The following is a 22,355-nucleotide window of genomic DNA, read 5'->3' on the forward strand; positions in this document are numbered from 1 at the left end:
ATGTTATGGAAAAAATCACATTAATCGTGCCCGCCAGCCGTACCTTAAACGGCAAAGCGCTGGCAGGGGTTGTTGGTTCAGGAGATATGGAGGTGTTATTCACCGCCGACCAGAGCCAGACCTTAACCATTGATATCACCACCTCCGTCGACAACAGCCGTGGTCGCTGGGAAGCGTTGTTCAATCGCTTACAGACCGTCAGCAGCCTGCCGGCAGGCAAACTGACCATTCACGATTTTGGCGCGACACCCGGCGTTGCACGCATCCGTATCGAACAGGTTTTTGAAGAGGTGAGCTATGCGTGATGATCGCAGTTTTATCGAATTAAAAGCACGTCAGCGTGCGCATGCGCTGCTGGATGAAGGCAGCTACCGCGAACTGCTCGATCCTTTTGATGGGATTGAGTCGCCGTGGCTCGGTGCCCAGGGCATCGTGCCGCAGGCCGACGATGGCATGATCGTCGCGAAAGGGACGATTAACGGTAAACCGGCCGTGGTTGTTGCCATTGAAGGCGCGTTCCAGGGCGGCAGCATGGGTGAAGTCTCCGGTGCGAAAATGGCGGCGGCGCTCGAGCTGGCGGCAGAAGATAACCGTAACGGCATCCCGACCCAGGCGGTACTGAGCCTTGAAACCGGCGGTGTGCGCTTGCAGGAAGCCAATCTTGGTCTGGCGGCGATTGCCGATATCCATGCGGCGATTGTAGACCTGCGTCGTTATACCCCCGTGGTCGGCATTGTGGCCGGGACCGTCGGTTGCTTCGGCGGGATGTCGATTGCGGCCGCGTTGTGCAGCTACCTGATTGTCACCCGTGAGGCCCGTCTGGGACTGAACGGCCCGCAGGTCATTGAGCAAGAAGCGGGCATTGAAGAGTATGACTCCCGCGACCGTCCGTTTATCTGGAGTATGACCGGTGGTGAAGTGCGCTATCAAAGCGGGCTGGTGGATGCGTTAGTCGGTGACGGCGTGAATGCGGTGAAAGCGGCGATGAATGCGGCGATTGCCAAAGGCGTGCCAGCAAAACACCGCACCGATAATTACGACGACTACCTCACACGTCTGACCCATTTCGACACCCGTAAACAGGCGGATGCCGAACAGATTAACGCGCTTTTTGCCCGGGAGGTGAAATGATGAGCAATCCAATTAGCCGTGGCGAACTCTGGCTCGACACCCTCGCCCCACACGCCCAGCGTCTGGCAGGGTTGTGCCCGTCCGTGCAGGCGGCAGACGGCGAACTTAACGGAGAAGCGGTACGTTTCATTGCCGTGGTACCGGATGCCAACAACCACTACCCGCGCGCCGCCAAAGGCGAAGTGGGTCTGCTGGAAGGCTGGACGCTGGCCAAAGTGGTCAGTGAAACCATCGCTGCGGATGCGAATAGCGCAGTGAAACGCCCGATTGTGGCAGTGATTGACGTGCCAAGCCAGGCATACGGTCGTCGCGAAGAGGGCTTTGGCATTCATCAGGCGCTGGCCGGCGCCGCAGCGGCGTATGCCAATGCGCGCCTCGCCGGTCACCCGGTGATTGGCCTTATTGTCGGTAAAGCGATGTCCGGTGCGTTTCTGGCACACGGCTACCAGGCCAACCGTCTTATCGCGTTTAACGATAGCGGCGTATTGATCCACGCGATGGGGAAAGAGTCCGCCGCACGTATCACGCTGCGAACCGTCGAGGCGCTGGAAAAACTGGCGGCAACGATTCCGCCCATGGCTTACGACATCAGTAACTACGCGACGCTGGGACTGCTGGAAAACCTGCTCGATATCAGCAACCCGGATGCGCCATCCTCAACCGATCTGGCGTTGGTGAAAACCACGCTGCAACAGGCCATCAAAGACGCTCGTCAGGACACCTCCCTCAAAAATCGTCTGGGTGCTGACAACCGCCGCAGCTCTGCTCTTGTGCGTGAACGCATGAAAGCAAGCTGGTAAGAAAAAAGAGACCTGCCAGATGTACCCCCCGTGGGCGCACGCGTTGCGCCCGCGCGGGAGGCTGCACCTGAAAAATAATAATCATCGCGCCAGTGCTTAAACTTCTTATTACAGGTGATTTATGACTTACGTAATTGTTCATGCCCTCGCACCGATTTTCATCATCATGCTGCTGGGCTTCTGGGCCGGCAAAGCCAAAATGGTTGATAACAAAAATGTTTCCCTGCTCAACATTTTTGTTATGGATTTCGCCTTACCGGCGACGCTGTTCAGCGCCACGGTACAAACGCCCTGGACCGGTATTCTCGCCCAGTCGCCGCTGATTCTGGTGCTGACGCTGGCCATGTGGATTACCTACGCCGCTATCTACTTCCTGGCAACAAAGGTATTCAAGAAGTCGCCACAGGATGCGGCTGTACTGACGCTGACCGTGGCGCTGCCCAACTATGCCGCTCTTGGACTGCCGATTCTGGGCAGCGTATTGGGGGAAGGGGCTTCAACGTCGCTCTCCGTGGCGGTCTCCATCGCCTGTGGTTCCGTGCTGATGACGCCGTTCTGTCTGCTGATTCTGGAACGTGAAAAAGCCCGTGCGGAAGGGGGCAATACCGGTTCCACGCTGGCCATGCTGCCGGTGCTGATGTGGCGTTCGCTGAAAAAACCGATTGTGATGGGGCCGCTGTTAGGGGTGATCCTCTCGGCGATAGGTATCAAAATGCCGGAGCTGCTGCTGGCAGCCATTAAACCGCTGGGACTGTCAGCCACCGCGGCGGCACTGTTCCTGACCGGGGTGATTCTGTCGGCCCGTAAACTGCAAATTAACACCATGGTGATTACCTCAACCCTCGCCAAACTGCTGATTCAACCGGCTATTGCCTGGGGGATCGTCGTGATCTTCGGTCTGCACGGATCGGTAGCCATCACCGCTATCCTGATGATTGCCCTGTCCGCTGGTTTCTTTGGCGTGGTATTTGGTAACCGCTTTGGGGTGCAGTCACCGGATGCGGAAGCGGTGCTGCTGTTAAGTTCGGTACTGTGTATTCTGTCGCTGCCGCTGTTTATCTCGCTGACTTCAGGAATGTAATTATGCTCTCAACACCACGCCCACACGACCTGCTCTGGCTGACCACTCGCGACGCGCTGGAAGGCATTAGCGAAAGCTGGGTGGAAAACGCATGGCACATCGGTTTACCGGTGGTGGTGCGGCGTGATGTTGATGCTAATGGGCGCATCCCGGTTGGGGTGCGTGGCCTGAAACGCGATCAGCGTGCGGCAGGGTGGGTCAGCCCCGCCCATGTCGCACGCCTGGTCTCTCCCGAGCAGCTTGCGGTTGAAAATGACCTGCTGCGCTCACCGTTTATCACTCAGCCACCGGTTCAGGTGGCAGTGCAGCTTTCCCGCCAGTCCTGGCCGTGGTCATGGGGCATTACCGGCAGCACGGGCTATGCGCTGGCCACCGGTATTCCGGTGATTCATGCCGACAGCGATCTGGATTTGATTATCCGCGCGGCGCTCCCGCTCACGAGGGCGGAACTCACATTGTGGCAATCACAGCTCAGCCAGGCGCTGTGCCGGGCGGACACGCAGGTGGATACCCCAATAGGGGGTTTTGCGTTGGCTGAATGGTTGCGCGAGGGGAAAGCATTGCTGAAAACAGCCCGGGGGCCGCAGTTAGTGCGCGATCCCTGGCAGAGGGAGGCATAAATGAAAATTTTGTTCACGTTTCCGGGGCAGGGCACCCAGCATCCGGGGATGTTACATAACCTGCCTGGCAACGAACTGGCGCAGGCGCGTGAAGTCTTAGGCGCGGAGGTCGATACACTGGATTCGGCGGACGCCCTGCACCATACCCGCGCCGTGCAGTTGTCGCTGCTTATTGCCGGTGTGGCCTGGGCGCGTGAATTGATGCGTCGCGGTGTGTCGCCGGATATCGTCAGCGGTCTGTCGATTGGAGCCTACCCGGCGGCGGTAATTGCCGGCGCGCTTGATTTCGCCGATGCGCTGAAGCTGGTGGCGCTTCGCGGTGATCTGATGGAGCAGGCATACCCGCACGGCTACGGGCTGACCGCGATCATGGGGCTGACGCTGACGCAGGTAGAAGCCTTGTTGGAAGGAAGTGGGGCCTACGTTGCCAACCTTAACGCCGAGACGCAGATTGTGATTGCCGGTCGTGATGAAGACATGGCGCGCGTGGGTGATAACGCGCTGGCGAAAGGGGCAAACAAAGTGCGCCGCCTTGAGGTGAGCGTGCCATCCCACTGCGAACTGTTGGCGGAACCGGCGCAGAAACTGGCGCAGGCCTTTGCAGATGTCACGCTCACGCGCCCAGCCTGTGCTTATCTCAGCGGCAGTACCGGGCGGGTATTATGGCAGCCGGAAAAGATTGCTGACGATCTGGCGATGAACATGGCGCGGACGGTGCGCTGGCAGGAAGCCGTTATTGCGGCCAACGAGCGTGACGCCCGTCTGGCGATAGAGATGCCCCCCGGGGGGATTTTGACCTGTCTGACGCGGCAGGCGACCTGGGTGGGCGAGTCGATTTCGTTAGAACGCAGCGGCGTCGAAGTGGCGTTGCATCTGGCGCAGCGGCTTAACGCGTAGCGGTGTTTTGCCGGATGGCGCTTCCCTTATCGGGCCTGGGATTCGCCCTCCGGCACTCAATTCTCGGCGTGAAATCGGCGCGCGTACATGCGCCCTTCGGCGGCCAGCGCCAGCAGGTTCGGGTCACGCTCGCGGTTGCGGGCGAAGACAATCGCTATCTGCTGCTGCATCTGGTACGGCTGGGCGAGTTTTAACAACTGCACCGAATTCTCATAAGCTTTTTTCATCCGGCCTGGCATCAGCGAAAAGCCAATCCCCGCCTGCACCAGACTCAGCATTGAGAAAATATCATTCACTCGGGTCACAATTTCCGGCTCAAATCCGGCGATGTGGAAGGCTTCCTGGAACCCGGCGTACGTCGCAAAACCTTCCGCAAGGGAGACAAATTTCTCCTGACGATAATCGCGCAGATCGGCGGGTTTTGTGGTGTCCAGCGAGGCAGATGCGGGTGCGGCTAAATAAATTTCATCGTGGAATAGCGGCAACACTTCAAGATTTGACGCGTCGATTTCGGTCTCGGAAATGGAGATCAGAATAGCATCGAGCGCGCCCTCATCGAGCTTGTGCAGCAGGGTATCGTTGGAGCCCATGGTCAGATCCATCTCCAGATCCGGGCGGCGCAGCTTCATGCCCATAATCAGCTGCGGGACGGTTTCCAGCGTCAGCGAGTAGAGGGTGCCAACCCGGATTCGTCCCTGACCAATGCCCGCCATTTTTCGCGCTTCGACCAGGCCGCGTTCCATGATTTGCATCGCTTCCTGGCAATATTCCAGCAGCGTCCAGGCGGCAGGGAGCGGCAACAAGTTGCGCCCTTTATGAGTAAACAACGGACAGCGGACATTCTCTTCCAGGGTGTGCAGCGCGCGATGCACGCTCACCCCGCTCAGATTGAGGACTTCAGCGGCTCGCGCAATATTGCCTTTCTCCATAAAGGCCATAAAGATCGCGAGCTTGCGAAAGGTGATGTCACTGGTCACATCCGGGGTCATTTCGGCCTGCCTTTGGGGTTAGTCGGCTTGCAGCATTGCCTCAAGTTGTTCCTGCGCATCCAGCCAGGCCATTTCACACTCTTCAAGACCGGCTTTGGCTTTTGCCTGCTGTTGCAGACAGTCGGTCAGTTCGGCTTTGCGGCTTTGATCGTACAAGCCGCTGTCGCCCAGTTTTTCCTCGGCCTGTGCAAGCTGCGTGTTGAGCTTTTCCATCTCTTTTTCAAGACGGGTTATCTCTTTACGCAGCGGCTGCGTTTGGGTGCGAAGTTCTGCTTCGCGACGCTTCTGGTCTTTGCGTGACTGGGCGCTGTTGGCGTTATCTTTTGCAGCATCCGCAGGCTGGTTTTCCTGCTTTTGCACCTCACTCAACCACTGCTGATAATCTTCCAGATCGCCATCGAATGCTTCCACTTTACCGTCATGCACAAGGTAGAGATCATCAGTCGTCGAGCGCAGCAGGTGACGGTCGTGCGACACCACCACCAGCGCGCCTTCAAACTCTATCAGCGCTTCGGTCAGTGCCTGACGCATATCGAGGTCGAGGTGGTTGGTAGGTTCATCGAGCAGCAGCAGGTTCGGACGTTGCCAGACGATCAGCGCCAGCACCAGACGCGCTTTTTCACCGCCCGAGAAGCGACGGGTCTCTTCGCTGACCTTATCGCCCTGGAAGCCAAATCCGCCGAGATAATCACGCAGCTTCTGCTCCAGCTCCTGGGGAGCCATGCGCGCCAGATGCTGTAACGGTGACTCATCGGCGCGTAAAAATTCGAGTTGATGCTGGGCGAAGTAACCCAGTTTGATCCCTTTGGCCAAACCAATGTCGCCGCTAAAGGGCGTCAGTTCACCGGCCAGTAGCTTGATCAGCGTTGATTTCCCCGCGCCGTTACGCCCCAGCAGACCGATGCGCGAGCCGGGCACCAGGTTGAGCTTGATGGAATCGAGAATGACGCGATCGCCATAGCCCGCGCTGATTTTTTCCATCTTCAGCAGAGGATTCGGCAGGCTTTCCGGGGCACGAAAACTGAAATGGAACGGGTTGTCCACGTGTGCCGGCGCAATCATCTCCATACGTTCCAGCATTTTGATACGGCTTTGAGCCTGCTTCGCTTTGCTGGCTTTGGCTTTAAAGCGGTCAATAAAGCTTTGCAGATGCGCGACGCGCTCCTGCTGGCTTTCAAACATCGCCTGCTGTTGGGCCAGACGCGTTGAACGCTGACGTTCAAATGAACTGTAGTTGCCGGTGTACTCGAACATGGATTCCTGTTCGATATGAATGATTTTGTCCACGACCGGGTCAAGGAAGTCGCGGTCATGGGAGATCAGAATCAGCGTACCCTGATAGCTTTTCAGCCATTTTTCCAGCCAGATAACGGCATCAAGATCGAGGTGGTTAGTCGGTTCATCAAGCAGCAGTAAGTCTGAACGGCAGACCAGAGCCTGAGCGAGGTTGAGACGCATGCGCCAGCCACCGGAAAAGTCGCTGACCGGACGCTCCAGTTGTTCATTGGAGAACCCCAGCCCGTGCAACAGGCTGGAGGCGCGTGAACGGATAGTCCAGGCGTCAATGGCGTCGAGCTTGCCGTGAACGGTAGCGATGGCATGCCCGTCGTTACGTTCGTTCGCGGCGTTCAGCTCAGCCTCAAGACGGCGGTACTCTCTGTCGCCATCAATGACGTAATCCAGCGCAGGCATTGGCAGAGCAGGCGTTTCCTGGTTCACCCAGGCGAGTTGCCAGTTATTTGGGAAGGTAAAACTGCCGCCGTCGGCGCTCAGCTCGTTCTTCAAAAGCGCCAGCAGCGTGGATTTACCGCAGCCGTTTTTGCCGACAAGGCCGACTTTTTGCCCTGGGTTAATGGTGGCTGTGGCGTTGTCCAGCAGGACACGTACACCGCGACGAATTTGTAACGAGGAGAAAACAATCATAAGGTGCCGTATGTTCAGACTATGTTAATTTGTCATTATGATAATGTAAGGTGTGGGCGATTTGCCCCACCGGGCCCGCAATGGTAGCCCAAAACAAAGAATTTACACAAAATCATTCTGGCGGCATCGTGAGCGCCACGAAAATGATCTGTAAGACACCCGGGAGGGGGATGATGTCCCAGACAGCGAAAGTACTGCTGCTGTATGCCCATCCGGAATCACAGGACTCGGTGGCTAATCGGGTTCTGCTTAAGCCGGCAACGCAACTGCAAAATGTCACCGTGCATGACCTCTATGCACACTATCCAGACTTTTTTATTGATATCCCGCGGGAACAGGCGTTGCTGCGTGAGCATGATGTCATCGTATTTCAACATCCGCTTTATACCTACAGCTGCCCGGCTTTGCTGAAAGAGTGGCTCGATCGTGTATTGACGCGTGAATTTGCCAGTGGCCCCGGAGGGAATCAACTCGCGGGAAAGTACTGGCGGAGTGTTATCACGACCGGCGAACCGGAGGCGGCTTATCGCTATGACGGGCTTAATCGTTATCCGTTAAGCGATATTTTACGTCCTTTCGAACTGACGGCCGCGATGTGCCGTATGCACTGGATGAACCCTATTATTGTTTACTGGGCGCGCAGGCAACCACCTGGGGCGCTGGCAAACCATGCCAAAGCCTACGGTGACTGGCTGGCTTCACCGGTGATGACGGGAGGCCTGTAATGGAAGGCTCTGATTTACTGCTGGCCGGTGTCCTGTTCCTTTTTGCCGCTGTCGTGGCGGTGCCGCTCGCGGCCAGACTCGGTATTGGTGCGGTGCTCGGCTACCTGCTTGCCGGTATTGCCATCGGCCCCTGGGGGCTGGGTTTTATCAGTGACGTAGACGAAATCCTGCACTTCTCCGAGCTGGGTGTGGTTTTCCTGATGTTTATCATCGGACTGGAGCTGAATCCCGCCAAACTCTGGGCGTTAAGGCGTTCCATCTTTGGCGTTGGGGCGGCGCAGGTGTTGCTGAGCGCGGCTATTCTCGCCGGACTGTTAATGCTCACCCAGTTCTCCTGGCAGGCCGCGGTCATTGGCGGCATTGGGCTGGCGATGTCCTCCACGGCGATGGCGTTGCAGTTGATGCGTGACAAAGGCATGAACCGCAATGAATCCGGGCAATTGGGCTTCTCGGTGCTCTTGTTCCAGGATCTGGCGGTGATTCCGGCGCTGGCGCTGGTGCCGCTGCTGGCGGGCAATGGCGATGACCATCCTGATTGGATCAAAATCGGCATGAAGGTGCTGGCCTTTGCCGTAATGCTAGTTGGTGGGCGCTATCTGCTGCGCCCGGTCTTTCGCTACATCGCAGCCTCTGGCGTGCGGGAAGTGTTCACTGCGGCGACGTTATTACTGGTCTTAGGTTCGGCCTTATTTATGGACGCACTCGGGCTGTCGATGGCGCTGGGGACGTTTATTGCCGGGATCCTGCTGGCGGAAAGTGAGTATCGCCACGAGCTTGAAATTGCTATCGATCCTTTCAAAGGGCTGCTCCTCGGACTGTTTTTCATCTCGGTAGGCATGGCGTTAAACCTGGGGGTGCTCTATACCCATCTGTTATGGGTGCTGGTCAGTGTCGCCGTCTTAGTGGCCGTTAAAACAGGGGTGTTGTATGCGCTGGCGCGAGTTTATGGCCTGCGAAGCTCCGAAAGAATGCAGTTTGCCGGCGTGCTGAGCCAGGGCGGTGAGTTTGCCTTTGTTCTTTTCTCTTCTGCCTCCTCGCAACGCCTGTTTCACGGCGATCAGATGGCGCTGCTACTGGTCACGGTGACGCTGTCGATGATGACCACGCCGCTGTTGATGAAGCTGATTGATAAGCTGCTATCACGTCGGTTCAACACGGCGGAAGATGAAGACGAAGCGCCGTGGGTAGAAGACGATCAGCCTCAGGTCATTGTGGTGGGATTTGGCCGCTTTGGGCAGGTGATTGGCCGTTTATTGATGGCCAACAAAATGCGTATAACCGTTCTGGAGCGCGATATCAGTGCGGTGAACCTGATGCGCAAATATGGCTACAAAGTCTACTACGGTGATGCGACTCAGCTTGAACTTCTCCGTTCGGCTGGCGCCCAGGCCGCGCAATCTATCGTCATCACCTGTAACGAGCCGGAAGATACCATGAAGGTGGTGGAGCTTTGCCAACAGCATTTCCCCCATCTCAACATTATGGCGCGTGCCCGGGGACGCGTTGAAGCACATGAATTATTGCAGTTGGGCGTGACCCAGTTTTCTCGCGAAACCTTTTCCAGTGCTCTGGAATTAGGGCGTAAAACGCTTATCTCATTGGGCGTTCATCCGCATCAGGCGCACCGAGCTCAGTTGCATTTCCGTCGTCTGGATATGCGCATGCTGCGTGAGCTGACGCCGGTACATACCGATACGTCGCAGATTTCCCGCGTTCGGGAAGCGCGACGTGAGCTGGAGGAGATTTTCCAGCGTGAAATGCAACAGGAACGTCGCCAATTGGATGGTTGGGACGAGTTCGAGTAGGAGAAATGTATGGCAATTCGTAAACGTTTTATTGCCGGGGCGGTGTGCCCGTCCTGCAAGGCGCAGGACTCTCTGGCGATGTGGCGCGAAAATAATGTTGATATTGTTGAGTGTGTTAAGTGTGGTCACCAGATGCGGGAAGCCGATAAGGAAGCGCGCGATCATGTTCGCAAAGATGAACAAGTGATTGGGATCTTTCATCCGGACTAGCGATATACCCAGAGTTTTTTTAAGCTAAAGGGTACACGGGTGCGGATTTCCGTTACAATCTGCGCCAGCAATTTTCCCACGCTCAGGAGATATCATGAAAGTAGCAAAAGACCTGGTGGTCAGCCTGGCCTATCAGGTACGTACAGAAGACGGTGTGTTGGTTGATGAGTCTCCGGTGAGTGCGCCGCTGGACTACCTGCACGGTCACGGTTCCCTGATTTCTGGTCTGGAAAACGCGTTGAACGGTCATGAAGTTGGCGACAAATTCGACGTGGAAGTTGCGTCTAACGACGCTTACGGTCAGTACGACGAAAACCTGGTTCAGCGTGTTCCTAAAGACGTCTTCATGGGTGTTGACGAGCTGCAGGTTGGCATGCGCTTCCTGGCTGAAACCGACCAGGGCCCAGTGCCGGTTGAAATCACCGAAGTGGAAGACGAGCACGTCGTGGTTGACGGTAACCACATGCTGGCGGGCCAGAACCTGAAATTCAACGTTGAAGTCGTGGCAATTCGCGAAGCAACGGAAGAAGAGCTGGCGCACGGTCACGTTCACGGTGCTCACGGCCACGATCATGACCACGACCATGGTCACGATGGTTGCTGCGGCGGTCATGGTCATGACCACGATCACGACCACGGTCATAGCCACGGTAAAGGTGGTTGCGGCGGGAATGGCGGCTGCGGCTGCCACTAATACCCCTGAGGGTATGTCTCTCCAGGCCTGATACGCGTGAGTGTCATCAGGTTCAAAAAAAGCGGGTTACCCCGCTTTTTTTACGTCTCAATAATGGGGCGGCGGCGTCTCTTCGGACTGCGAGGCGAGATGTGAAGGCTGGCTGGCTTTCAACTTCTCGGTCACCAGTCGCATCAGATCGCGCAGCTTCGCCATCTCCAGTTCATGGGCGATAACCGTCTGATTAAGCTCTTCAATGGTCATTTCCTGGAAGGCCAGACGACTTTCCAGTTCTGCCAGACGCGCTTCCAGTGTTACATCCTGCATATTTCACCTCGTTCAGTTTCTGGCGTGATTACCGCGGCAGGGGCGGATTTTACTTAACTTTCCCTCTGCCTGCAGCATTAAGCGTGGTGAGCGAAACTAATTTAAACAAAAATAGTCTGAAAACTGTCGAATTCAGGGAGCGTGCTTATGTTGATTTGTCCCGCAACGTTTTATAGTACGTTCCTCATTTACGTTTAAACCCTGGGGTGAGAGGCCCCGGCCCTGGAGAAATGGATGAAATCACTGTTTAAAGTCACGCTGCTGGCGACCACAATGGCCGTGGCACTGAATGCGCCGCTTACCTTTGCTGCAGAAACTGCAACTAAAGAGGCTCCGGCAGCGGCAGCTGACGCTAAATCGGCTTTTAAAAATGACGACCAGAAATCAGCGTATGCGCTGGGTGCGTCTTTGGGCCGTTACATGGAAAACTCTCTCAAAGAGCAAGAAAAACTGGGCATTAAACTGGATAAAGAACAACTTATCGCAGGTGTTCAGGATGCCTTTGCAGACAAGAGTAAACTGACAGACCAGGAAATCGAGCAGACTCTGCAAGCCTTTGAAACCCGCGTGAAAACGTCCGCGCAGGAAAAAATGGAAAAAGATGCGCTTGAAAACGAAACCAAAGGCAAAGCATACCGTGATGCCTTCGCAAAAGAGAAAGGCGTTAAAACCTCTTCTACTGGCCTGGTCTATAAGGTAGAGAAAGAAGGGACAGGTGATGCGCCGAAAGACAGCGACACCGTTGTCGTTAACTACAAAGGTACGCTGATCGACGGTAAAGAGTTTGATAACTCCTATACCCGTGGTGAGCCACTTTCCTTCCGTCTTGATGGCGTTATCCCGGGCTGGACCGAAGGCCTGAAAAACATCAAGAAAGGCGGCAAAATCAAACTGGCTATCCCGCCAGATCTGGCTTACGGCAAAAATGGCGTTCCGGGCATCCCGGCTAACTCTACCCTGGTGTTCGATGTCGAACTGTTAGACATCAAACCGGCACCGAAAGCAGATGCTGCACCCGCAGCGCCAGCGGGTGATAAAGCCGCTGATACGACCAAGAAGTAACAGTGATAAAAACCGCCGCCTTAATGGCGGCGGTTTTTTTATTGCAGTAAGGATATAATTCTGGAAAGCGTCACCTACGCTGTATTAATTTAGTTCTTCGTATTTATGTCGAGCCTGCCCTGAAAACTTAACGACAGGCTCCTGAAAAGGAGTGTTTTTTTTCATGTCCAGGTCGCTTTTAACCAACGAAACCAGTGAACTCGATTTACTGGATCAACGTCCTTTCGATCAAACCGACTTCGATATTCTGAAATCTTACGAAGCGGTGGTGGACGGGTTAGCGATGCTCATTGGTTCTCACTGTGAAATCGTTTTGCACTCCCTGCAGGATCTGAAATGTTCCGCCATTCGTATTGCTAATGGCGAACACACCGGGCGTAAAATCGGCTCGCCGATTACCGACCTTGCATTGCGTATGCTGCATGATATGACCGGTGCGGACAGTAGCGTCTCTAAATGTTACTTCACGCGCGCGAAAAGCGGCGTCTTAATGAAATCGGTGACGATTGCTATCCGCAATCGTGATCATCGTGTCATTGGGTTGTTATGTATTAACATGAACCTTGATGTGCCGTTCTCACAAATCATGAATACCTTTATCCCGCCGGAAACGCCGGATGTGGGCTCTGCCGTTAACTTCGCCTCTTCGGTAGAGGATTTGGTTACGCAGACGCTGGAATTCACCATCGAAGAAGTCAACGCCGACCGCAACGTATCGAATAATGCGAAAAATCGTCAAATTGTCCTGAACCTGTATGAGAAAGGCATTTTTGATATCAAGGATGCGATTAACCAGGTTGCGGACCGTTTAAATATTTCCAAACACACCGTGTATCTCTACATTCGCCAGTTCAAAAGCGGCGATTTCTCCGGACAGGAGCGTTAATGCGTTTTGCCCTGATGGTCACCGGCCCGGCTTACGGCAGCCAGCAGGCCAGCAGCGCATATCAATTTGCGCGAGCGGTACTTGAGTGCGGTCATGAGTTAGGCAGCATCTTTTTCTACCAGGAGGGCGTCAGCAATGCGAATGCACTGACGTCTCCTGCCAGCGATGAGTTCGACCTGGTCCGCGCATGGCAACATCTGCACGATGAACATCGGGTAGAGTTACATATCTGCGTGGCAGCGGCGCTACGGCGTGGTGTCGTTGATGAGAATGAGGCGAAGCAGCGGGGGCTGACAGACGCTAACTTACAGGCTGGCTTTTCGCTCTCCGGATTGGGTGCATTAGCGGAGGCCGCATTAACCTGCGATCGCATGGTGCAATTCTAATGAAACGTATTGCATTTATCTTTACCTCTGCGCCGCATGGTTCGACCGCCGGGCGTGAAGGCCTTGATGCCTTAATGGCGGCTTCAGCTTACAGCGACACTATCGGCGTGTTTTTCTTAGGCGACGGGGTCTTCCAGTTAATTGCGAACCAGCAACCCGGTGCGATTCTGAGCCGCGATTACATCGCTACTTTTAAAGTTCTTCCTCTTTATGACATCGAAGAGTATTGGGTTTGTCAGGCGTCACTGCGCGAGCGTGGCCTGAATGACGCAACGGCGTTTGTGTTGCCAGTGCAGTCGCTGGAGCCGGACGCAATGCGTAACAAACTGGATGAATTCGATGTTGTGATGACGTTCTGAGGCGTTTATGTTGCACACTCTGTCCCATTCACCCTGGCAATGCGATATGACAGCCTTGCTACGCACTCTGCGGGAAGGGGACGATCTCTTGCTGCTGTCTGACGGTGTGATTGCCGCGCTGGAAGGGGGGCAGTACCTTGAGTTACTGCTAAATGCCCCCATAACGGTGCATGTGCTGAAAGAAGATATTGATGCACGCGGTCTTACTGGTCAAATTTCGAGCAACGCCGTCAGGGTTGGCTATACTGACTTCGTTGGTTTGACGTTAAAACATGAGACTCAGATGCGTTGGTGAGTCGGATCGCTGTATATTTCTTGACACCTTTTGAGCACAGCCATAAAATTCTGCGTCCTCATATTATATGAGGTCGTTTTATTACGTGTTTACGAAGCAAAAGCTAAAACCAGGAGCTATTTAATGGCAACAGTTAACCAGCTGGTACGCAAACCACGTGCACGCAAAGTTGCGAAAAGCAACGTGCCTGCGCTGGAAGCATGCCCGCAAAAACGTGGCGTATGTACTCGTGTATATACTACCACTCCTAAAAAACCGAACTCCGCACTGCGTAAAGTTTGCCGTGTTCGTTTAACCAACGGTTTTGAAGTGACTTCCTACATTGGTGGTGAAGGTCACAACCTGCAGGAGCACTCCGTGATCCTGATCCGTGGCGGTCGTGTAAAAGACCTCCCGGGTGTTCGTTACCACACCGTTCGTGGTGCGCTTGACTGCTCCGGCGTTAAAGACCGTAAGCAATCACGCTCCAAGTATGGCGTGAAACGTCCTAAGGCTTAATGGTTCTCCGTTAAGTAAGGCCAAACGTTTTATATTAATGTCAAACTAAACTCGTAGAGTTTTGGACAATCCTGAATTAACAACGGAGTATTTCCATGCCACGTCGTCGCGTCATTGGTCAGCGTAAAATCCTGCCGGATCCTAAGTTCGGATCAGAATTGCTGGCTAAATTTGTCAATATCCTGATGGTAGATGGTAAAAAATCTACTGCAGAAACCATCGTATACAGCGCACTGGAGACCCTGGCTCAGCGTGCTGGTAAAGATGCACTGGAAGCTTTCGAAGTCGCTCTCGACAACGTTCGCCCGACTGTCGAAGTTAAGTCCCGCCGCGTAGGTGGTTCTACTTATCAGGTTCCAGTTGAAGTTCGTCCGGTTCGTCGTAATGCTCTGGCAATGCGTTGGATCGTTGAAGCTGCTCGTAAACGCGGTGATAAATCCATGGCTCTCCGCCTGGCGAACGAACTTTCTGATGCTGCAGACAACAAAGGTACTGCAGTTAAGAAACGTGAAGACGTTCACCGTATGGCTGAAGCCAACAAGGCGTTCGCACACTACCGTTGGTAATCCCTTCGGAGTCATAGTCACCAGGCGGGCGCTTCACTTGAGGCGCCCGCTCTGGGTAGCTTAACTGAACGCCTAATGTAATAAACGAGGAATAAAATGGCTCGTACAACACCTATCGCACGCTACCGTAACATCGGTATCAGTGCGCACATCGACGCCGGTAAAACCACGACTACCGAACGTATCCTGTTCTACACCGGTGTTAACCACAAAATCGGTGAAGTTCATGACGGCGCCGCTACCATGGACTGGATGGAGCAAGAGCAGGAACGTGGTATCACCATTACTTCTGCTGCGACTACTGCATTCTGGTCTGGTATGGCCAAACAGTATGAACCGCATCGCGTAAACATCATCGACACCCCGGGCCACGTTGACTTCACCATCGAAGTAGAACGTTCCATGCGTGTTCTTGATGGCGCGGTAATGGTTTACTGCGCAGTTGGTGGTGTTCAGCCGCAGTCTGAAACCGTATGGCGTCAGGCAAACAAATACAAAGTTCCGCGTATCGCGTTCGTTAACAAAATGGACCGTATGGGTGCGAACTTCCTGAAAGTTGTTGGTCAGATCAAATCCCGTCTGGGCGCGAACCCTGTTCCGCTGCAGTTGGCAATTGGTGCTGAAGAAGGTTTCACCGGTGTTATCGACCTGGTGAAAATGAAAGCCATCAACTGGAACGAAGCCGATCAGGGCGTTACCTTCGAATACGAAGATATCCCGGCTGACATGCAGGACCTGGCTGACGAATGGCACCAGAACCTGATTGAGTCCGCTGCTGAAGCCTCTGAAGAGCTGATGGAAAAATACCTGGGCGGCGAAGAGCTGACCGAGGAAGAAATCAAGAAAGCGCTGCGTCAGCGCGTTCTGAACAACGAAATCATTCTGGTTACCTGTGGTTCTGCGTTTAAAAACAAAGGCGTACAGGCAATGCTGGATGCGGTAATTGATTACCTGCCAGCACCAACCGACGTACCGGCAATCAACGGTATGCTGGATGATGGTAAAGATACTCCGGCTGAGCGTCATGCCAGCGATGATGAGCCTTTCTCTGCACTGGCATTCAAAATCGCAACTGACCCGTTCGTGGGTAACCTGACCTTCTTCCGCGTTTACTCCGGTGTGGTTAACTCTGGTGATACTGTACTGAACTCCGTGAAAGCTGCACGTGAGCGTTTCGGTCGTATCGTTCAGATGCACGCTAACAAACGTGAAGAGATCAAAGAAGTTCGCGCGGGCGATATCGCTGCTGCAATCGGTCTGAAAGACGTAACTACCGGTGACACCCTGTGTAACCCGGATGCGCCGATCATTCTGGAGCGTATGGAATTCCCTGAGCCGGTAATCTCCATCGCAGTAGAACCGAAAACCAAAGCTGACCAGGAAAAAATGGGTCTGGCTCTGGGCCGTCTGGCTAAAGAAGACCCGTCATTCCGCGTATGGACTGATGAAGAATCTAACCAGACTATCATCGCTGGTATGGGTGAACTTCACCTGGATATCATCGTTGACCGTATGAAGCGTGAATTCAACGTTGAAGCTAACGTAGGTAAACCTCAGGTTGCTTACCGTGAAGCGATTCGTGCGAAAGTTACCGATATCGAAGGTAAACACGCCAAGCAGTCTGGTGGTCGTGGTCAGTACGGTCATGTTGTTATCGACATGTACCCACTGGAGCCGGGCTCAAATCCGAAAGGTTATGAGTTCATCAACGACATTAAAGGTGGCGTAATTCCTGGCGAATACGTTCCTGCCGTTGATAAAGGTATCCAGGAGCAGCTGAAATCTGGCCCGCTGGCTGGCTATCCGGTAGTTGATCTGGGTGTGCGTCTGCACTTCGGTTCTTACCATGACGTTGACTCCTCTGAACTGGCGTTTAAACTGGCCGCTTCTATCGCCTTCAAAGATGGCTTTAAGAAAGCGAAACCAGTACTGCTTGAGCCGATTATGAAGGTTGAAGTAGAGACTCCGGAAGAGAACACCGGTGACGTAATTGGTGACTTGAGCCGTCGTCGCGGTATGCTGCGCGGTCAGGAATCCGAAGTGACTGGCGTTAAGATCCACGCTGAAGTTCCGCTGTCTGAAATGTTCGGATATGCAACTCAGCTGCGTTCTCTGACCAAAGGTCGTGCATCCTATACTATGGAATTCCTGAAGTATGATGATGCGCCGAACAACGTTGCTCAGGCCGTAATCGAAGCCCGTGGTAAATAAGCCGCAGGGTTAAAACCAAAAGTCCCGTGTCCCCTCAGAGAGGGGGCACTATAGTAAGGAATATAGCCGTGTCTAAAGAAAAATTTGAACGTACAAAACCGCACGTCAACGTCGGTACTATCGGCCACGTTGACCATGGTAAAACTACCCTGACTGCTGCAATCACCACCGTTCTGTCCAAAACCTTCGGTGGCCAGGCTCGTGCATTCGACCAGATCGATAACGCGCCGGAAGAGAAAGCACGTGGTATCACCATCAACACCTCTCACGTTGAATACGATACCGAAATCCGTCACTACGCACACGTAGACTGCCCGGGCCACGCCGACTATGTTAAAAACATGATCACCGGTGCTGCGCAGATGGACGGCGCGATCCTGGTTGTTGCTGCGACTGACGGCCCGATGCCGCAGACCCGTGAGCACATCCTGCTGGGTCGTCAGGTAGGCGTTCCTTACATCATCGTGTTCCTGAACAAATGTGACATGGTTGATGACGAAGAGCTGCTGGAACTGGTTGAAATGGAAGTTCGTGAACTTCTGTCCCAGTACGACTTCCCGGGCGACGACACCCCGATCGTTCGTGGTTCCGCGCTGAAAGCGCTGGAAGGCGAAGCTGAGTGGGAAGCGAAAATCATCGAACTGGCTGGCTACCTGGACTCTTACATCCCGGAACCAGAGCGTGCGATTGACAAGCCGTTCCTGCTGCCTATCGAAGACGTATTCTCCATCTCCGGCCGTGGTACTGTTGTTACCGGTCGTGTAGAGCGCGGTATCGTTAAAGTAGGCGAAGAAGTTGAAATCGTTGGTATCAAAGAGACTGCCAAGTCTACCTGTACTGGCGTAGAAATGTTCCGCAAACTGCTGGACGAAGGCCGTGCGGGCGAGAACGTTGGTGTTCTGCTGCGTGGTATCAAACGTGAAGAAATCGAACGTGGTCAGGTACTGGCTAAGCCGGGCACCATCAAGCCGCACACCCAGTTCGAATCTGAAGTGTACATTCTGTCCAAAGACGAAGGCGGCCGTCATACTCCGTTCTTCAAAGGCTACCGTCCGCAGTTCTACTTCCGTACAACTGACGTGACTGGCACCATCGAACTGCCGGAAGGTGTTGAGATGGTAATGCCGGGCGACAACATCAAAATGGTTGTTACCCTGATCCACCCAATCGCGATGGATGACGGTCTGCGTTTCGCAATCCGTGAAGGCGGCCGTACTGTTGGTGCGGGCGTGGTAGCAAAAGTTATCGCTTAATTAGCGGTGATTTGAAAAGGGCGCTTTGGCGCCCTTTTTTATTGCTCGCGATCGGCCAGTTTCTCCAGAAGAAATCGATGTTTACGATTCTCTGACTTTTTTACAATCTCCGGCTATTGTAATCATAATTATTCTCATTTACACTTTGAGCATTAATTAAGCGGGAGTAATCATGTACGTTTGTTTGTGTAATGGTGTAAGCGATAAAAAAATTCGCCAGGCAGTACGCCAGTTCCACCCGCAGTCCTTTCAGCAGCTGCGTAAGTTTATTCCCGTTGGAAATCAGTGTGGTAAATGCATCCGGGCCGCTCGCGAAATAATGCAGGATGAATTGCTGCAGATCCCGGAATATAAAGAAACAGCCTGAGCGCCCCGCTTTTTTTTGACTTCCCTGTAGCCCGTTCTACGCTTCAATAAGTGGAAGCGGAGGGACTACATAATGAAAGGTGATGTCAAAGTAATAAATTATCTCAATAAATTATTGGGAAATGAGCTTGTCGCAATCAATCAATATTTTCTCCATGCGAGAATGTTCAAGAACTGGGGCCTGATGCGCCTCAATGATGTCGAATACCATGAATCCATCGATGAAATGAAACACGCCGATAAGTACATCGAGCGCATTCTGTTTCTTGAGGGTATTCCAAATCTGCAAGATTTAGGCAAGCTTGGCATCGGTGAGGATGTGGAGGAGATGCTGCAATCCGATCTTCGACTCGAACTCGAAGGTGCGCGAGATTTGCGTGAGGCTATCGCCTATTCCGATAGCGTTCATGACTACGTCAGCAGAGATATGATGATTGAAATCCTTGCCGATGAAGAGGGGCACATCGACTGGCTCGAAACCGAACTGGATCTGATTGGCAAAATTGGTCTGCAGAACTATCTGCAATCACAAATCAAAGTTGAAAGCTAATCGCCCCCTGAAAGAGCTCCTGGTAACCTGTAAGCAGACCCGCGCCAGCCAGAAATGGGCCAAACGGCAGCGGGTTTTTTTGTGCCATCTGCTTTTTACCCATGATGCTTGAGAAACTCACTGTCGCAAAAGCGAGTACAGCTGCGATAAAAACCAGCATGCTTAATGCCTGCCAGCCATGCCATGCGCCAAGAGCCGCCAGAAATTTAATATCGCCGTATCCGAGCCCCTCGCAACCACGTAGTAAGCGATAGCCCCAATAAAGAAATGCAAACCCCAGATATCCTGCAATAGCGCCCCAGACTTTGTCGGGTAGCAATTCTGTATCTCTCAAGCAAGCGTAAGCCAGCCCGCACCACAGAAGAGGGCAGGTGAATCTATCAGGTAAAAGTCCGTGGCGCATGTCATGCCAGACTAACAAAACGTTGAGTGCTAGATAGAGCGTCAGGAACAAGCAAGCGATTACCATCCCTAATCCTTTGTGATGTCGCGATTCCTGACAGCCTCTGCAAAAGCGTTCTAAAAAGAAAACCCCCTTTTCCAGGACTGGGTAGCAGAGCCAGAGAAAAAGCCGGGTGCAAAGCAACACGACCAGAGATCTACGAGCGGTGTCGAATACGTCTCTAATTTGTACGACGGGCTTGCGTTAAGCGCAGATTTACGTATAATGCGCGGGCTTGTCGTAATTGACGGCAGGTTCGATAAGAACCCTGATAGCGCTTTTGGCTATCTACAATGCTCCCAATCGGGGGGCTACGTAAGAACGATTACACTCCTCCATCAATCGTAATGGATGTGGGTAGTAATCATTTTCGTCTATAAAATAATTGGAGCTCTGGTCTCATGCAGAACCAAAGAATCCGTATCCGCCTGAAAGCGTTTGATCATCGTCTGATCGATCAATCAACCGCGGAAATCGTCGAGACTGCTAAGCGCACTGGTGCGCAAGTCCGTGGTCCGATCCCGCTGCCAACTCGCAAAGAGCGCTTTACCGTTCTGATCTCTCCGCACGTCAACAAAGACGCGCGTGATCAGTACGAGATTCGCACTCACAAGCGTCTGGTTGACATCGTTGAGCCAACTGAGAAAACCGTTGATGCTCTGATGCGTCTGGATCTGGCTGCCGGTGTAGACGTGCAGATCAGCCTGGGTTAATCAGGTCATCGAGCGATTGAGAGGTTGATACAATGATTGGTTTAGTCGGTAAAAAAGTGGGTATGACCCGCATCTTCACTGAAGATGGCGTTTCTATCCCAGTAACCGTAATCGAAGTTGAAGCAAACCGCGTTACTCAGGTTAAAGATCTGGCTAACGATGGCTACCGTGCCGTTCAGGTTACCACTGGTGCTAAAAAAGCTAACCGTGTAACTAAACCGGAAGCGGGTCACTTCGCTAAAGCTGGCGTTGAAGCTGGCCGTGGTCTGTGGGAATTCCGTCTTGCTGACGGCGAAGAGTTCACCGTAGGTCAGGACATTAGCGTTGAGCTGTTTGCTGAAGTTAAAAAAGTTGACGTAACTGGCACCTCTAAAGGTAAAGGTTTCGCCGGTACCGTTAAGCGCTGGAACTTCCGTACCCAGGACGCTACCCACGGTAACTCCTTGTCTCACCGCGTTCCGGGTTCTATCGGTCAGAACCAGACTCCGGGCAAAGTGTTCAAAGGCAAGAAAATGGCAGGTCAGCTGGGTAACGAACGTGTAACCGTTCAGAGCCTGGACGTAGTACGTGTTGACGCTGAGCGCAACCTGCTGCTGGTTAAAGGTGCTGTCCCGGGTGCAACCGGTAGCGACCTGATCGTTAAACCAGCTGTGAAGGCGTAAGGGGATAGCAATGGAATTAGTATTGAAAGACGCGCAGAGCGCGCTGACTGTTTCCGAAACTACCTTCGGTCGTGATTTCAACGAAGCGCTGGTACACCAGGTTGTTGTTGCTTATGCAGCTGGTGCTCGTCAGGGCACTCGTGCTCAGAAGACTCGTGCTGAAGTAACTGGTTCCGGCAAAAAGCCGTGGCGCCAGAAAGGCACCGGCCGTGCGCGTTCAGGTTCTATCAAGAGCCCGATCTGGCGTTCAGGTGGCGTGACCTTCGCTGCGCGTCCGCAGGACCACAGTCAAAAAGTTAACAAAAAGATGTACCGCGGCGCGCTGAAAAGCATTCTGTCCGAACTGGTACGTCAGGATCGTCTGATCGTTGTCGAATCTTTCTCTGTAGAAGCGCCTAAAACTAAGCTGCTTGCACAGAAACTGAAAGACATGGCTCTGGAAGATGTGCTGATCATCACCGGTGAGCTGGACGAAAACCTGTTCCTGGCTGCGCGCAACCTGCACAAGGTTGACGTACGCGATGTAACTGGTATCGACCCGGTTAGCCTGATCGCCTTCGACAAAGTCGTAATGACTGCTGATGCTGTTAAGCAAGTTGAGGAGATGCTGGCATGATTCGTGAAGAACGTCTGCTGAAGGTGCTTCGCGCACCGCACGTTTCTGAAAAAGCGTCTGCTGCGATGGAAAAAACAAACACCATCGTTCTCAAAGTTGCTAAAGACGCGACCAAAGCAGAAATCAAAGCTGCTGTGCAGAAACTGTTTGAAGTCGAAGTCGAAGTCGTTAACACCCTGGTAGTTAAAGGGAAAGTTAAACGTCACGGACAGCGTATCGGTCGTCGTAGCGACTGGAAAAAAGCTTACGTCACCCTTAAAGAAGGCCAGAATCTGGACTTCGTTGGCGGCGCTGAGTAAGTCGGAGGAG

At 53.5% G+C, this 22,355-nt stretch carries 29 protein-coding genes; 25 read left to right on the top strand and 4 right to left on the bottom strand.

All coding sequences use genetic code 11. From position 1 onward, the window contains the following. The first annotated feature begins 5 nt into the window (after window positions 1-5). The 6 genes from mdcC to mdcH all read left to right on the top strand — a co-directional run bounded on the left by mdcC (window position 6) and on the right by mdcH (window position 4,529). Window positions 6-305: a malonate decarboxylase acyl carrier protein gene (gene mdcC, locus ACUY4Q_RS02155; protein ID WP_458045508.1), complete on the top strand. Its 300-nt coding sequence runs from the start codon at window positions 6-8 to the stop codon at window positions 303-305. Next, on the top strand, window positions 298-1,131 hold the full coding sequence (locus ACUY4Q_RS02160) for a biotin-independent malonate decarboxylase subunit beta (RefSeq protein ID WP_458045509.1): 834 nt from the start codon (window positions 298-300) through the stop codon (window positions 1,129-1,131). The genes mdcC and ACUY4Q_RS02160 overlap by 8 nt, the downstream gene beginning before the upstream one ends. After that, window positions 1,131-1,931 (top strand): biotin-independent malonate decarboxylase subunit gamma, encoded by an 801-nt coding sequence (gene mdcE, locus ACUY4Q_RS02165; RefSeq protein ID WP_458047238.1) that lies wholly within the window; start codon window positions 1,131-1,133, stop codon window positions 1,929-1,931. Before ACUY4Q_RS02160 ends, mdcE begins: the two co-directional genes overlap by 1 nt. 121 nt (window positions 1,932-2,052) lie before the next feature. Continuing rightward, window positions 2,053-3,012 (top strand): AEC family transporter, encoded by a 960-nt coding sequence (locus ACUY4Q_RS02170; protein WP_458045510.1) that lies wholly within the window; start codon window positions 2,053-2,055, stop codon window positions 3,010-3,012. Between the two features lie 2 nt (window positions 3,013-3,014). Continuing rightward, on the top strand, window positions 3,015-3,632 hold the full coding sequence (locus ACUY4Q_RS02175; protein ID WP_458045511.1) for a malonate decarboxylase holo-ACP synthase: 618 nt from the start codon (window positions 3,015-3,017) through the stop codon (window positions 3,630-3,632). Beyond that, window positions 3,633-4,529: a malonate decarboxylase subunit epsilon gene (gene mdcH / locus ACUY4Q_RS02180; protein ID WP_458045512.1), complete on the top strand. Its 897-nt coding sequence runs from the start codon at window positions 3,633-3,635 to the stop codon at window positions 4,527-4,529. A 56-nt stretch (window positions 4,530-4,585) separates the two neighbouring features. On the opposite strand, the gene ACUY4Q_RS02185 is transcribed toward mdcH, so the two are convergent. Together ACUY4Q_RS02185 and ACUY4Q_RS02190 are read right to left on the bottom strand one after the other, a co-directional pair. Next, window positions 4,586-5,518, bottom strand: coding sequence for a LysR family transcriptional regulator (locus tag ACUY4Q_RS02185; RefSeq protein WP_458045513.1), 933 nt, complete (start codon window positions 5,516-5,518; stop codon window positions 4,586-4,588). Between the two features lie 18 nt (window positions 5,519-5,536). Then, window positions 5,537-7,441, bottom strand: a complete 1,905-nt coding sequence (locus ACUY4Q_RS02190) for an ABC transporter ATP-binding protein (RefSeq protein ID WP_458045514.1) — start codon at window positions 7,439-7,441, stop codon at window positions 5,537-5,539. Between the two features lie 173 nt (window positions 7,442-7,614). Between ACUY4Q_RS02190 and kefG the strand changes: the two genes are divergently transcribed. From kefG to slyD, 4 genes are all read left to right on the top strand, one after another. Then, window positions 7,615-8,166, top strand: a complete 552-nt coding sequence (gene kefG, locus ACUY4Q_RS02195; RefSeq protein ID WP_458047239.1) for a glutathione-regulated potassium-efflux system ancillary protein KefG — start codon at window positions 7,615-7,617, stop codon at window positions 8,164-8,166. Beyond that, entirely contained in the window at window positions 8,166-9,971 is a 1,806-nt protein-coding gene (gene kefB / locus ACUY4Q_RS02200; protein ID WP_458045515.1) for a glutathione-regulated potassium-efflux system protein KefB, read from the top strand. Before kefG ends, kefB begins: the two co-directional genes overlap by 1 nt. A gap of 9 nt (window positions 9,972-9,980) precedes the next feature. After that, the gene (locus tag ACUY4Q_RS02205; protein WP_458045516.1) at window positions 9,981-10,181 is read left to right on the top strand and encodes a YheV family putative zinc ribbon protein; all 201 of its coding nucleotides are present in this window, start codon (window positions 9,981-9,983) and stop codon (window positions 10,179-10,181) included. A 94-nt stretch (window positions 10,182-10,275) separates the two neighbouring features. Next, window positions 10,276-10,875: a peptidylprolyl isomerase gene (slyD, locus tag ACUY4Q_RS02210; protein WP_458045517.1), complete on the top strand. Its 600-nt coding sequence runs from the start codon at window positions 10,276-10,278 to the stop codon at window positions 10,873-10,875. Between the two features lie 87 nt (window positions 10,876-10,962). On the opposite strand, the gene ACUY4Q_RS02215 is transcribed toward slyD, so the two are convergent. Next, on the bottom strand, window positions 10,963-11,181 hold the full coding sequence (locus tag ACUY4Q_RS02215) for a protein SlyX (RefSeq protein ID WP_458045518.1): 219 nt from the start codon (window positions 11,179-11,181) through the stop codon (window positions 10,963-10,965). A gap of 234 nt (window positions 11,182-11,415) precedes the next feature. Between ACUY4Q_RS02215 and fkpA the strand changes: the two genes are divergently transcribed. The 11 genes from fkpA to bfr all read left to right on the top strand — a co-directional run bounded on the left by fkpA (window position 11,416) and on the right by bfr (window position 19,613). Beyond that, the gene (gene fkpA / locus ACUY4Q_RS02220; protein ID WP_458045519.1) at window positions 11,416-12,243 is read left to right on the top strand and encodes an FKBP-type peptidyl-prolyl cis-trans isomerase; all 828 of its coding nucleotides are present in this window, start codon (window positions 11,416-11,418) and stop codon (window positions 12,241-12,243) included. A gap of 163 nt (window positions 12,244-12,406) precedes the next feature. Next, complete coding sequence (locus ACUY4Q_RS02225; protein WP_458045520.1) at window positions 12,407-13,129, top strand: helix-turn-helix transcriptional regulator; 723 nt, start codon at window positions 12,407-12,409, stop codon at window positions 13,127-13,129. Beyond that, window positions 13,129-13,515, top strand: a complete 387-nt coding sequence (gene tusD, locus ACUY4Q_RS02230) for a sulfurtransferase complex subunit TusD (protein ID WP_458045521.1) — start codon at window positions 13,129-13,131, stop codon at window positions 13,513-13,515. Before ACUY4Q_RS02225 ends, tusD begins: the two co-directional genes overlap by 1 nt. Further along, a complete protein-coding gene (gene tusC / locus ACUY4Q_RS02235; RefSeq protein ID WP_458045522.1) occupies window positions 13,515-13,874 on the top strand; it encodes a sulfurtransferase complex subunit TusC in 360 nt (119 codons plus the stop codon). The genes tusD and tusC overlap by 1 nt, the downstream gene beginning before the upstream one ends. A gap of 7 nt (window positions 13,875-13,881) precedes the next feature. Further along, on the top strand, window positions 13,882-14,169 hold the full coding sequence (tusB, locus tag ACUY4Q_RS02240; protein WP_458045523.1) for a sulfurtransferase complex subunit TusB: 288 nt from the start codon (window positions 13,882-13,884) through the stop codon (window positions 14,167-14,169). 123 nt (window positions 14,170-14,292) lie between these two features. Continuing rightward, entirely contained in the window at window positions 14,293-14,667 is a 375-nt protein-coding gene (gene rpsL, locus ACUY4Q_RS02245; RefSeq protein WP_003023654.1) for a 30S ribosomal protein S12, read from the top strand. A gap of 95 nt (window positions 14,668-14,762) precedes the next feature. Next, entirely contained in the window at window positions 14,763-15,233 is a 471-nt protein-coding gene (rpsG, locus tag ACUY4Q_RS02250; RefSeq protein WP_437887661.1) for a 30S ribosomal protein S7, read from the top strand. A 96-nt stretch (window positions 15,234-15,329) separates the two neighbouring features. Then, the gene (gene fusA, locus ACUY4Q_RS02255; RefSeq protein ID WP_458045524.1) at window positions 15,330-17,444 is read left to right on the top strand and encodes an elongation factor G; all 2,115 of its coding nucleotides are present in this window, start codon (window positions 15,330-15,332) and stop codon (window positions 17,442-17,444) included. A gap of 68 nt (window positions 17,445-17,512) precedes the next feature. Beyond that, window positions 17,513-18,697, top strand: coding sequence for an elongation factor Tu (gene tuf / locus ACUY4Q_RS02260; protein WP_458044911.1), 1,185 nt, complete (start codon window positions 17,513-17,515; stop codon window positions 18,695-18,697). 172 nt (window positions 18,698-18,869) lie between these two features. After that, a complete protein-coding gene (gene bfd / locus ACUY4Q_RS02265) occupies window positions 18,870-19,064 on the top strand; it encodes a bacterioferritin-associated ferredoxin (protein ID WP_437889941.1) in 195 nt (64 codons plus the stop codon). A gap of 72 nt (window positions 19,065-19,136) precedes the next feature. After that, a complete protein-coding gene (bfr, locus tag ACUY4Q_RS02270) occupies window positions 19,137-19,613 on the top strand; it encodes a bacterioferritin (RefSeq protein ID WP_458045525.1) in 477 nt (158 codons plus the stop codon). On the opposite strand, the gene ACUY4Q_RS02275 is transcribed toward bfr, so the two are convergent. Continuing rightward, the gene (locus ACUY4Q_RS02275; protein ID WP_458045526.1) at window positions 19,597-20,082 is read right to left on the bottom strand and encodes a prepilin peptidase; all 486 of its coding nucleotides are present in this window, start codon (window positions 20,080-20,082) and stop codon (window positions 19,597-19,599) included. The two genes, bfr and ACUY4Q_RS02275, sit on opposite strands and share 17 nt — an antisense overlap. 374 nt (window positions 20,083-20,456) lie before the next feature. Here ACUY4Q_RS02275 and rpsJ point away from each other — a divergent pair, with 374 nt between their 5' ends. From rpsJ to rplW, 4 genes are read left to right on the top strand one after another with little or no spacing between them, the layout of a single operon-like run. After that, complete coding sequence (gene rpsJ, locus ACUY4Q_RS02280; protein ID WP_001181005.1) at window positions 20,457-20,768, top strand: 30S ribosomal protein S10; 312 nt, start codon at window positions 20,457-20,459, stop codon at window positions 20,766-20,768. A 32-nt stretch (window positions 20,769-20,800) separates the two neighbouring features. Further along, on the top strand, window positions 20,801-21,430 hold the full coding sequence (gene rplC, locus ACUY4Q_RS02285; RefSeq protein ID WP_024549497.1) for a 50S ribosomal protein L3: 630 nt from the start codon (window positions 20,801-20,803) through the stop codon (window positions 21,428-21,430). A gap of 10 nt (window positions 21,431-21,440) precedes the next feature. After that, complete coding sequence (gene rplD, locus ACUY4Q_RS02290; RefSeq protein WP_035894974.1) at window positions 21,441-22,046, top strand: 50S ribosomal protein L4; 606 nt, start codon at window positions 21,441-21,443, stop codon at window positions 22,044-22,046. After that, window positions 22,043-22,345 (top strand): 50S ribosomal protein L23, encoded by a 303-nt coding sequence (rplW, locus tag ACUY4Q_RS02295; RefSeq protein ID WP_004868363.1) that lies wholly within the window; start codon window positions 22,043-22,045, stop codon window positions 22,343-22,345. Before rplD ends, rplW begins: the two co-directional genes overlap by 4 nt. Window positions 22,346-22,355 lie beyond the last annotated feature (10 nt).

Source organism: Phytobacter cepae (assembly GCF_054165735.1).

What these genes read in the sequence shown, in the direction of transcription:
- bfd (WP_437889941.1), top strand. Translation starts at nt 18,870, where the DNA reads ATGTACGTTTGTTTGTGTAATGGTGTAAGCGATAAAAAAATTCGCCAG.
- ACUY4Q_RS02275 (WP_458045526.1), bottom strand. Translation starts at nt 20,082, where the DNA reads ATGGTAATCGCTTGCTTGTTCCTGACGCTCTATCTAGCACTCAACGTT.
- ACUY4Q_RS02205 (WP_458045516.1), top strand. Translation starts at nt 9,981, where the DNA reads ATGGCAATTCGTAAACGTTTTATTGCCGGGGCGGTGTGCCCGTCCTGC.
- ACUY4Q_RS02215 (WP_458045518.1), bottom strand. Translation starts at nt 11,181, where the DNA reads ATGCAGGATGTAACACTGGAAGCGCGTCTGGCAGAACTGGAAAGTCGT.
- ACUY4Q_RS02170 (WP_458045510.1), top strand. Translation starts at nt 2,053, where the DNA reads ATGACTTACGTAATTGTTCATGCCCTCGCACCGATTTTCATCATCATG.
- ACUY4Q_RS02190 (WP_458045514.1), bottom strand. Translation starts at nt 7,441, where the DNA reads ATGATTGTTTTCTCCTCGTTACAAATTCGTCGCGGTGTACGTGTCCTG.
- ACUY4Q_RS02225 (WP_458045520.1), top strand. Translation starts at nt 12,407, where the DNA reads ATGTCCAGGTCGCTTTTAACCAACGAAACCAGTGAACTCGATTTACTG.
- ACUY4Q_RS02160 (WP_458045509.1), top strand. Translation starts at nt 298, where the DNA reads ATGCGTGATGATCGCAGTTTTATCGAATTAAAAGCACGTCAGCGTGCG.
- rplW (WP_004868363.1), top strand. Translation starts at nt 22,043, where the DNA reads ATGATTCGTGAAGAACGTCTGCTGAAGGTGCTTCGCGCACCGCACGTT.
- fkpA (WP_458045519.1), top strand. Translation starts at nt 11,416, where the DNA reads ATGAAATCACTGTTTAAAGTCACGCTGCTGGCGACCACAATGGCCGTG.
- ACUY4Q_RS02185 (WP_458045513.1), bottom strand. Translation starts at nt 5,518, where the DNA reads ATGACCCCGGATGTGACCAGTGACATCACCTTTCGCAAGCTCGCGATC.
- mdcC (WP_458045508.1), top strand. Translation starts at nt 6, where the DNA reads ATGGAAAAAATCACATTAATCGTGCCCGCCAGCCGTACCTTAAACGGC.
- tusB (WP_458045523.1), top strand. Translation starts at nt 13,882, where the DNA reads ATGTTGCACACTCTGTCCCATTCACCCTGGCAATGCGATATGACAGCC.
- rplC (WP_024549497.1), top strand. Translation starts at nt 20,801, where the DNA reads ATGATTGGTTTAGTCGGTAAAAAAGTGGGTATGACCCGCATCTTCACT.
- bfr (WP_458045525.1), top strand. Translation starts at nt 19,137, where the DNA reads ATGAAAGGTGATGTCAAAGTAATAAATTATCTCAATAAATTATTGGGA.
- rplD (WP_035894974.1), top strand. Translation starts at nt 21,441, where the DNA reads ATGGAATTAGTATTGAAAGACGCGCAGAGCGCGCTGACTGTTTCCGAA.
- rpsG (WP_437887661.1), top strand. Translation starts at nt 14,763, where the DNA reads ATGCCACGTCGTCGCGTCATTGGTCAGCGTAAAATCCTGCCGGATCCT.
- rpsJ (WP_001181005.1), top strand. Translation starts at nt 20,457, where the DNA reads ATGCAGAACCAAAGAATCCGTATCCGCCTGAAAGCGTTTGATCATCGT.
- tusD (WP_458045521.1), top strand. Translation starts at nt 13,129, where the DNA reads ATGCGTTTTGCCCTGATGGTCACCGGCCCGGCTTACGGCAGCCAGCAG.
- ACUY4Q_RS02175 (WP_458045511.1), top strand. Translation starts at nt 3,015, where the DNA reads ATGCTCTCAACACCACGCCCACACGACCTGCTCTGGCTGACCACTCGC.
- rpsL (WP_003023654.1), top strand. Translation starts at nt 14,293, where the DNA reads ATGGCAACAGTTAACCAGCTGGTACGCAAACCACGTGCACGCAAAGTT.
- kefB (WP_458045515.1), top strand. Translation starts at nt 8,166, where the DNA reads ATGGAAGGCTCTGATTTACTGCTGGCCGGTGTCCTGTTCCTTTTTGCC.
- fusA (WP_458045524.1), top strand. Translation starts at nt 15,330, where the DNA reads ATGGCTCGTACAACACCTATCGCACGCTACCGTAACATCGGTATCAGT.
- mdcE (WP_458047238.1), top strand. Translation starts at nt 1,131, where the DNA reads ATGAGCAATCCAATTAGCCGTGGCGAACTCTGGCTCGACACCCTCGCC.
- mdcH (WP_458045512.1), top strand. Translation starts at nt 3,633, where the DNA reads ATGAAAATTTTGTTCACGTTTCCGGGGCAGGGCACCCAGCATCCGGGG.
- slyD (WP_458045517.1), top strand. Translation starts at nt 10,276, where the DNA reads ATGAAAGTAGCAAAAGACCTGGTGGTCAGCCTGGCCTATCAGGTACGT.
- kefG (WP_458047239.1), top strand. Translation starts at nt 7,615, where the DNA reads ATGTCCCAGACAGCGAAAGTACTGCTGCTGTATGCCCATCCGGAATCA.
- tusC (WP_458045522.1), top strand. Translation starts at nt 13,515, where the DNA reads ATGAAACGTATTGCATTTATCTTTACCTCTGCGCCGCATGGTTCGACC.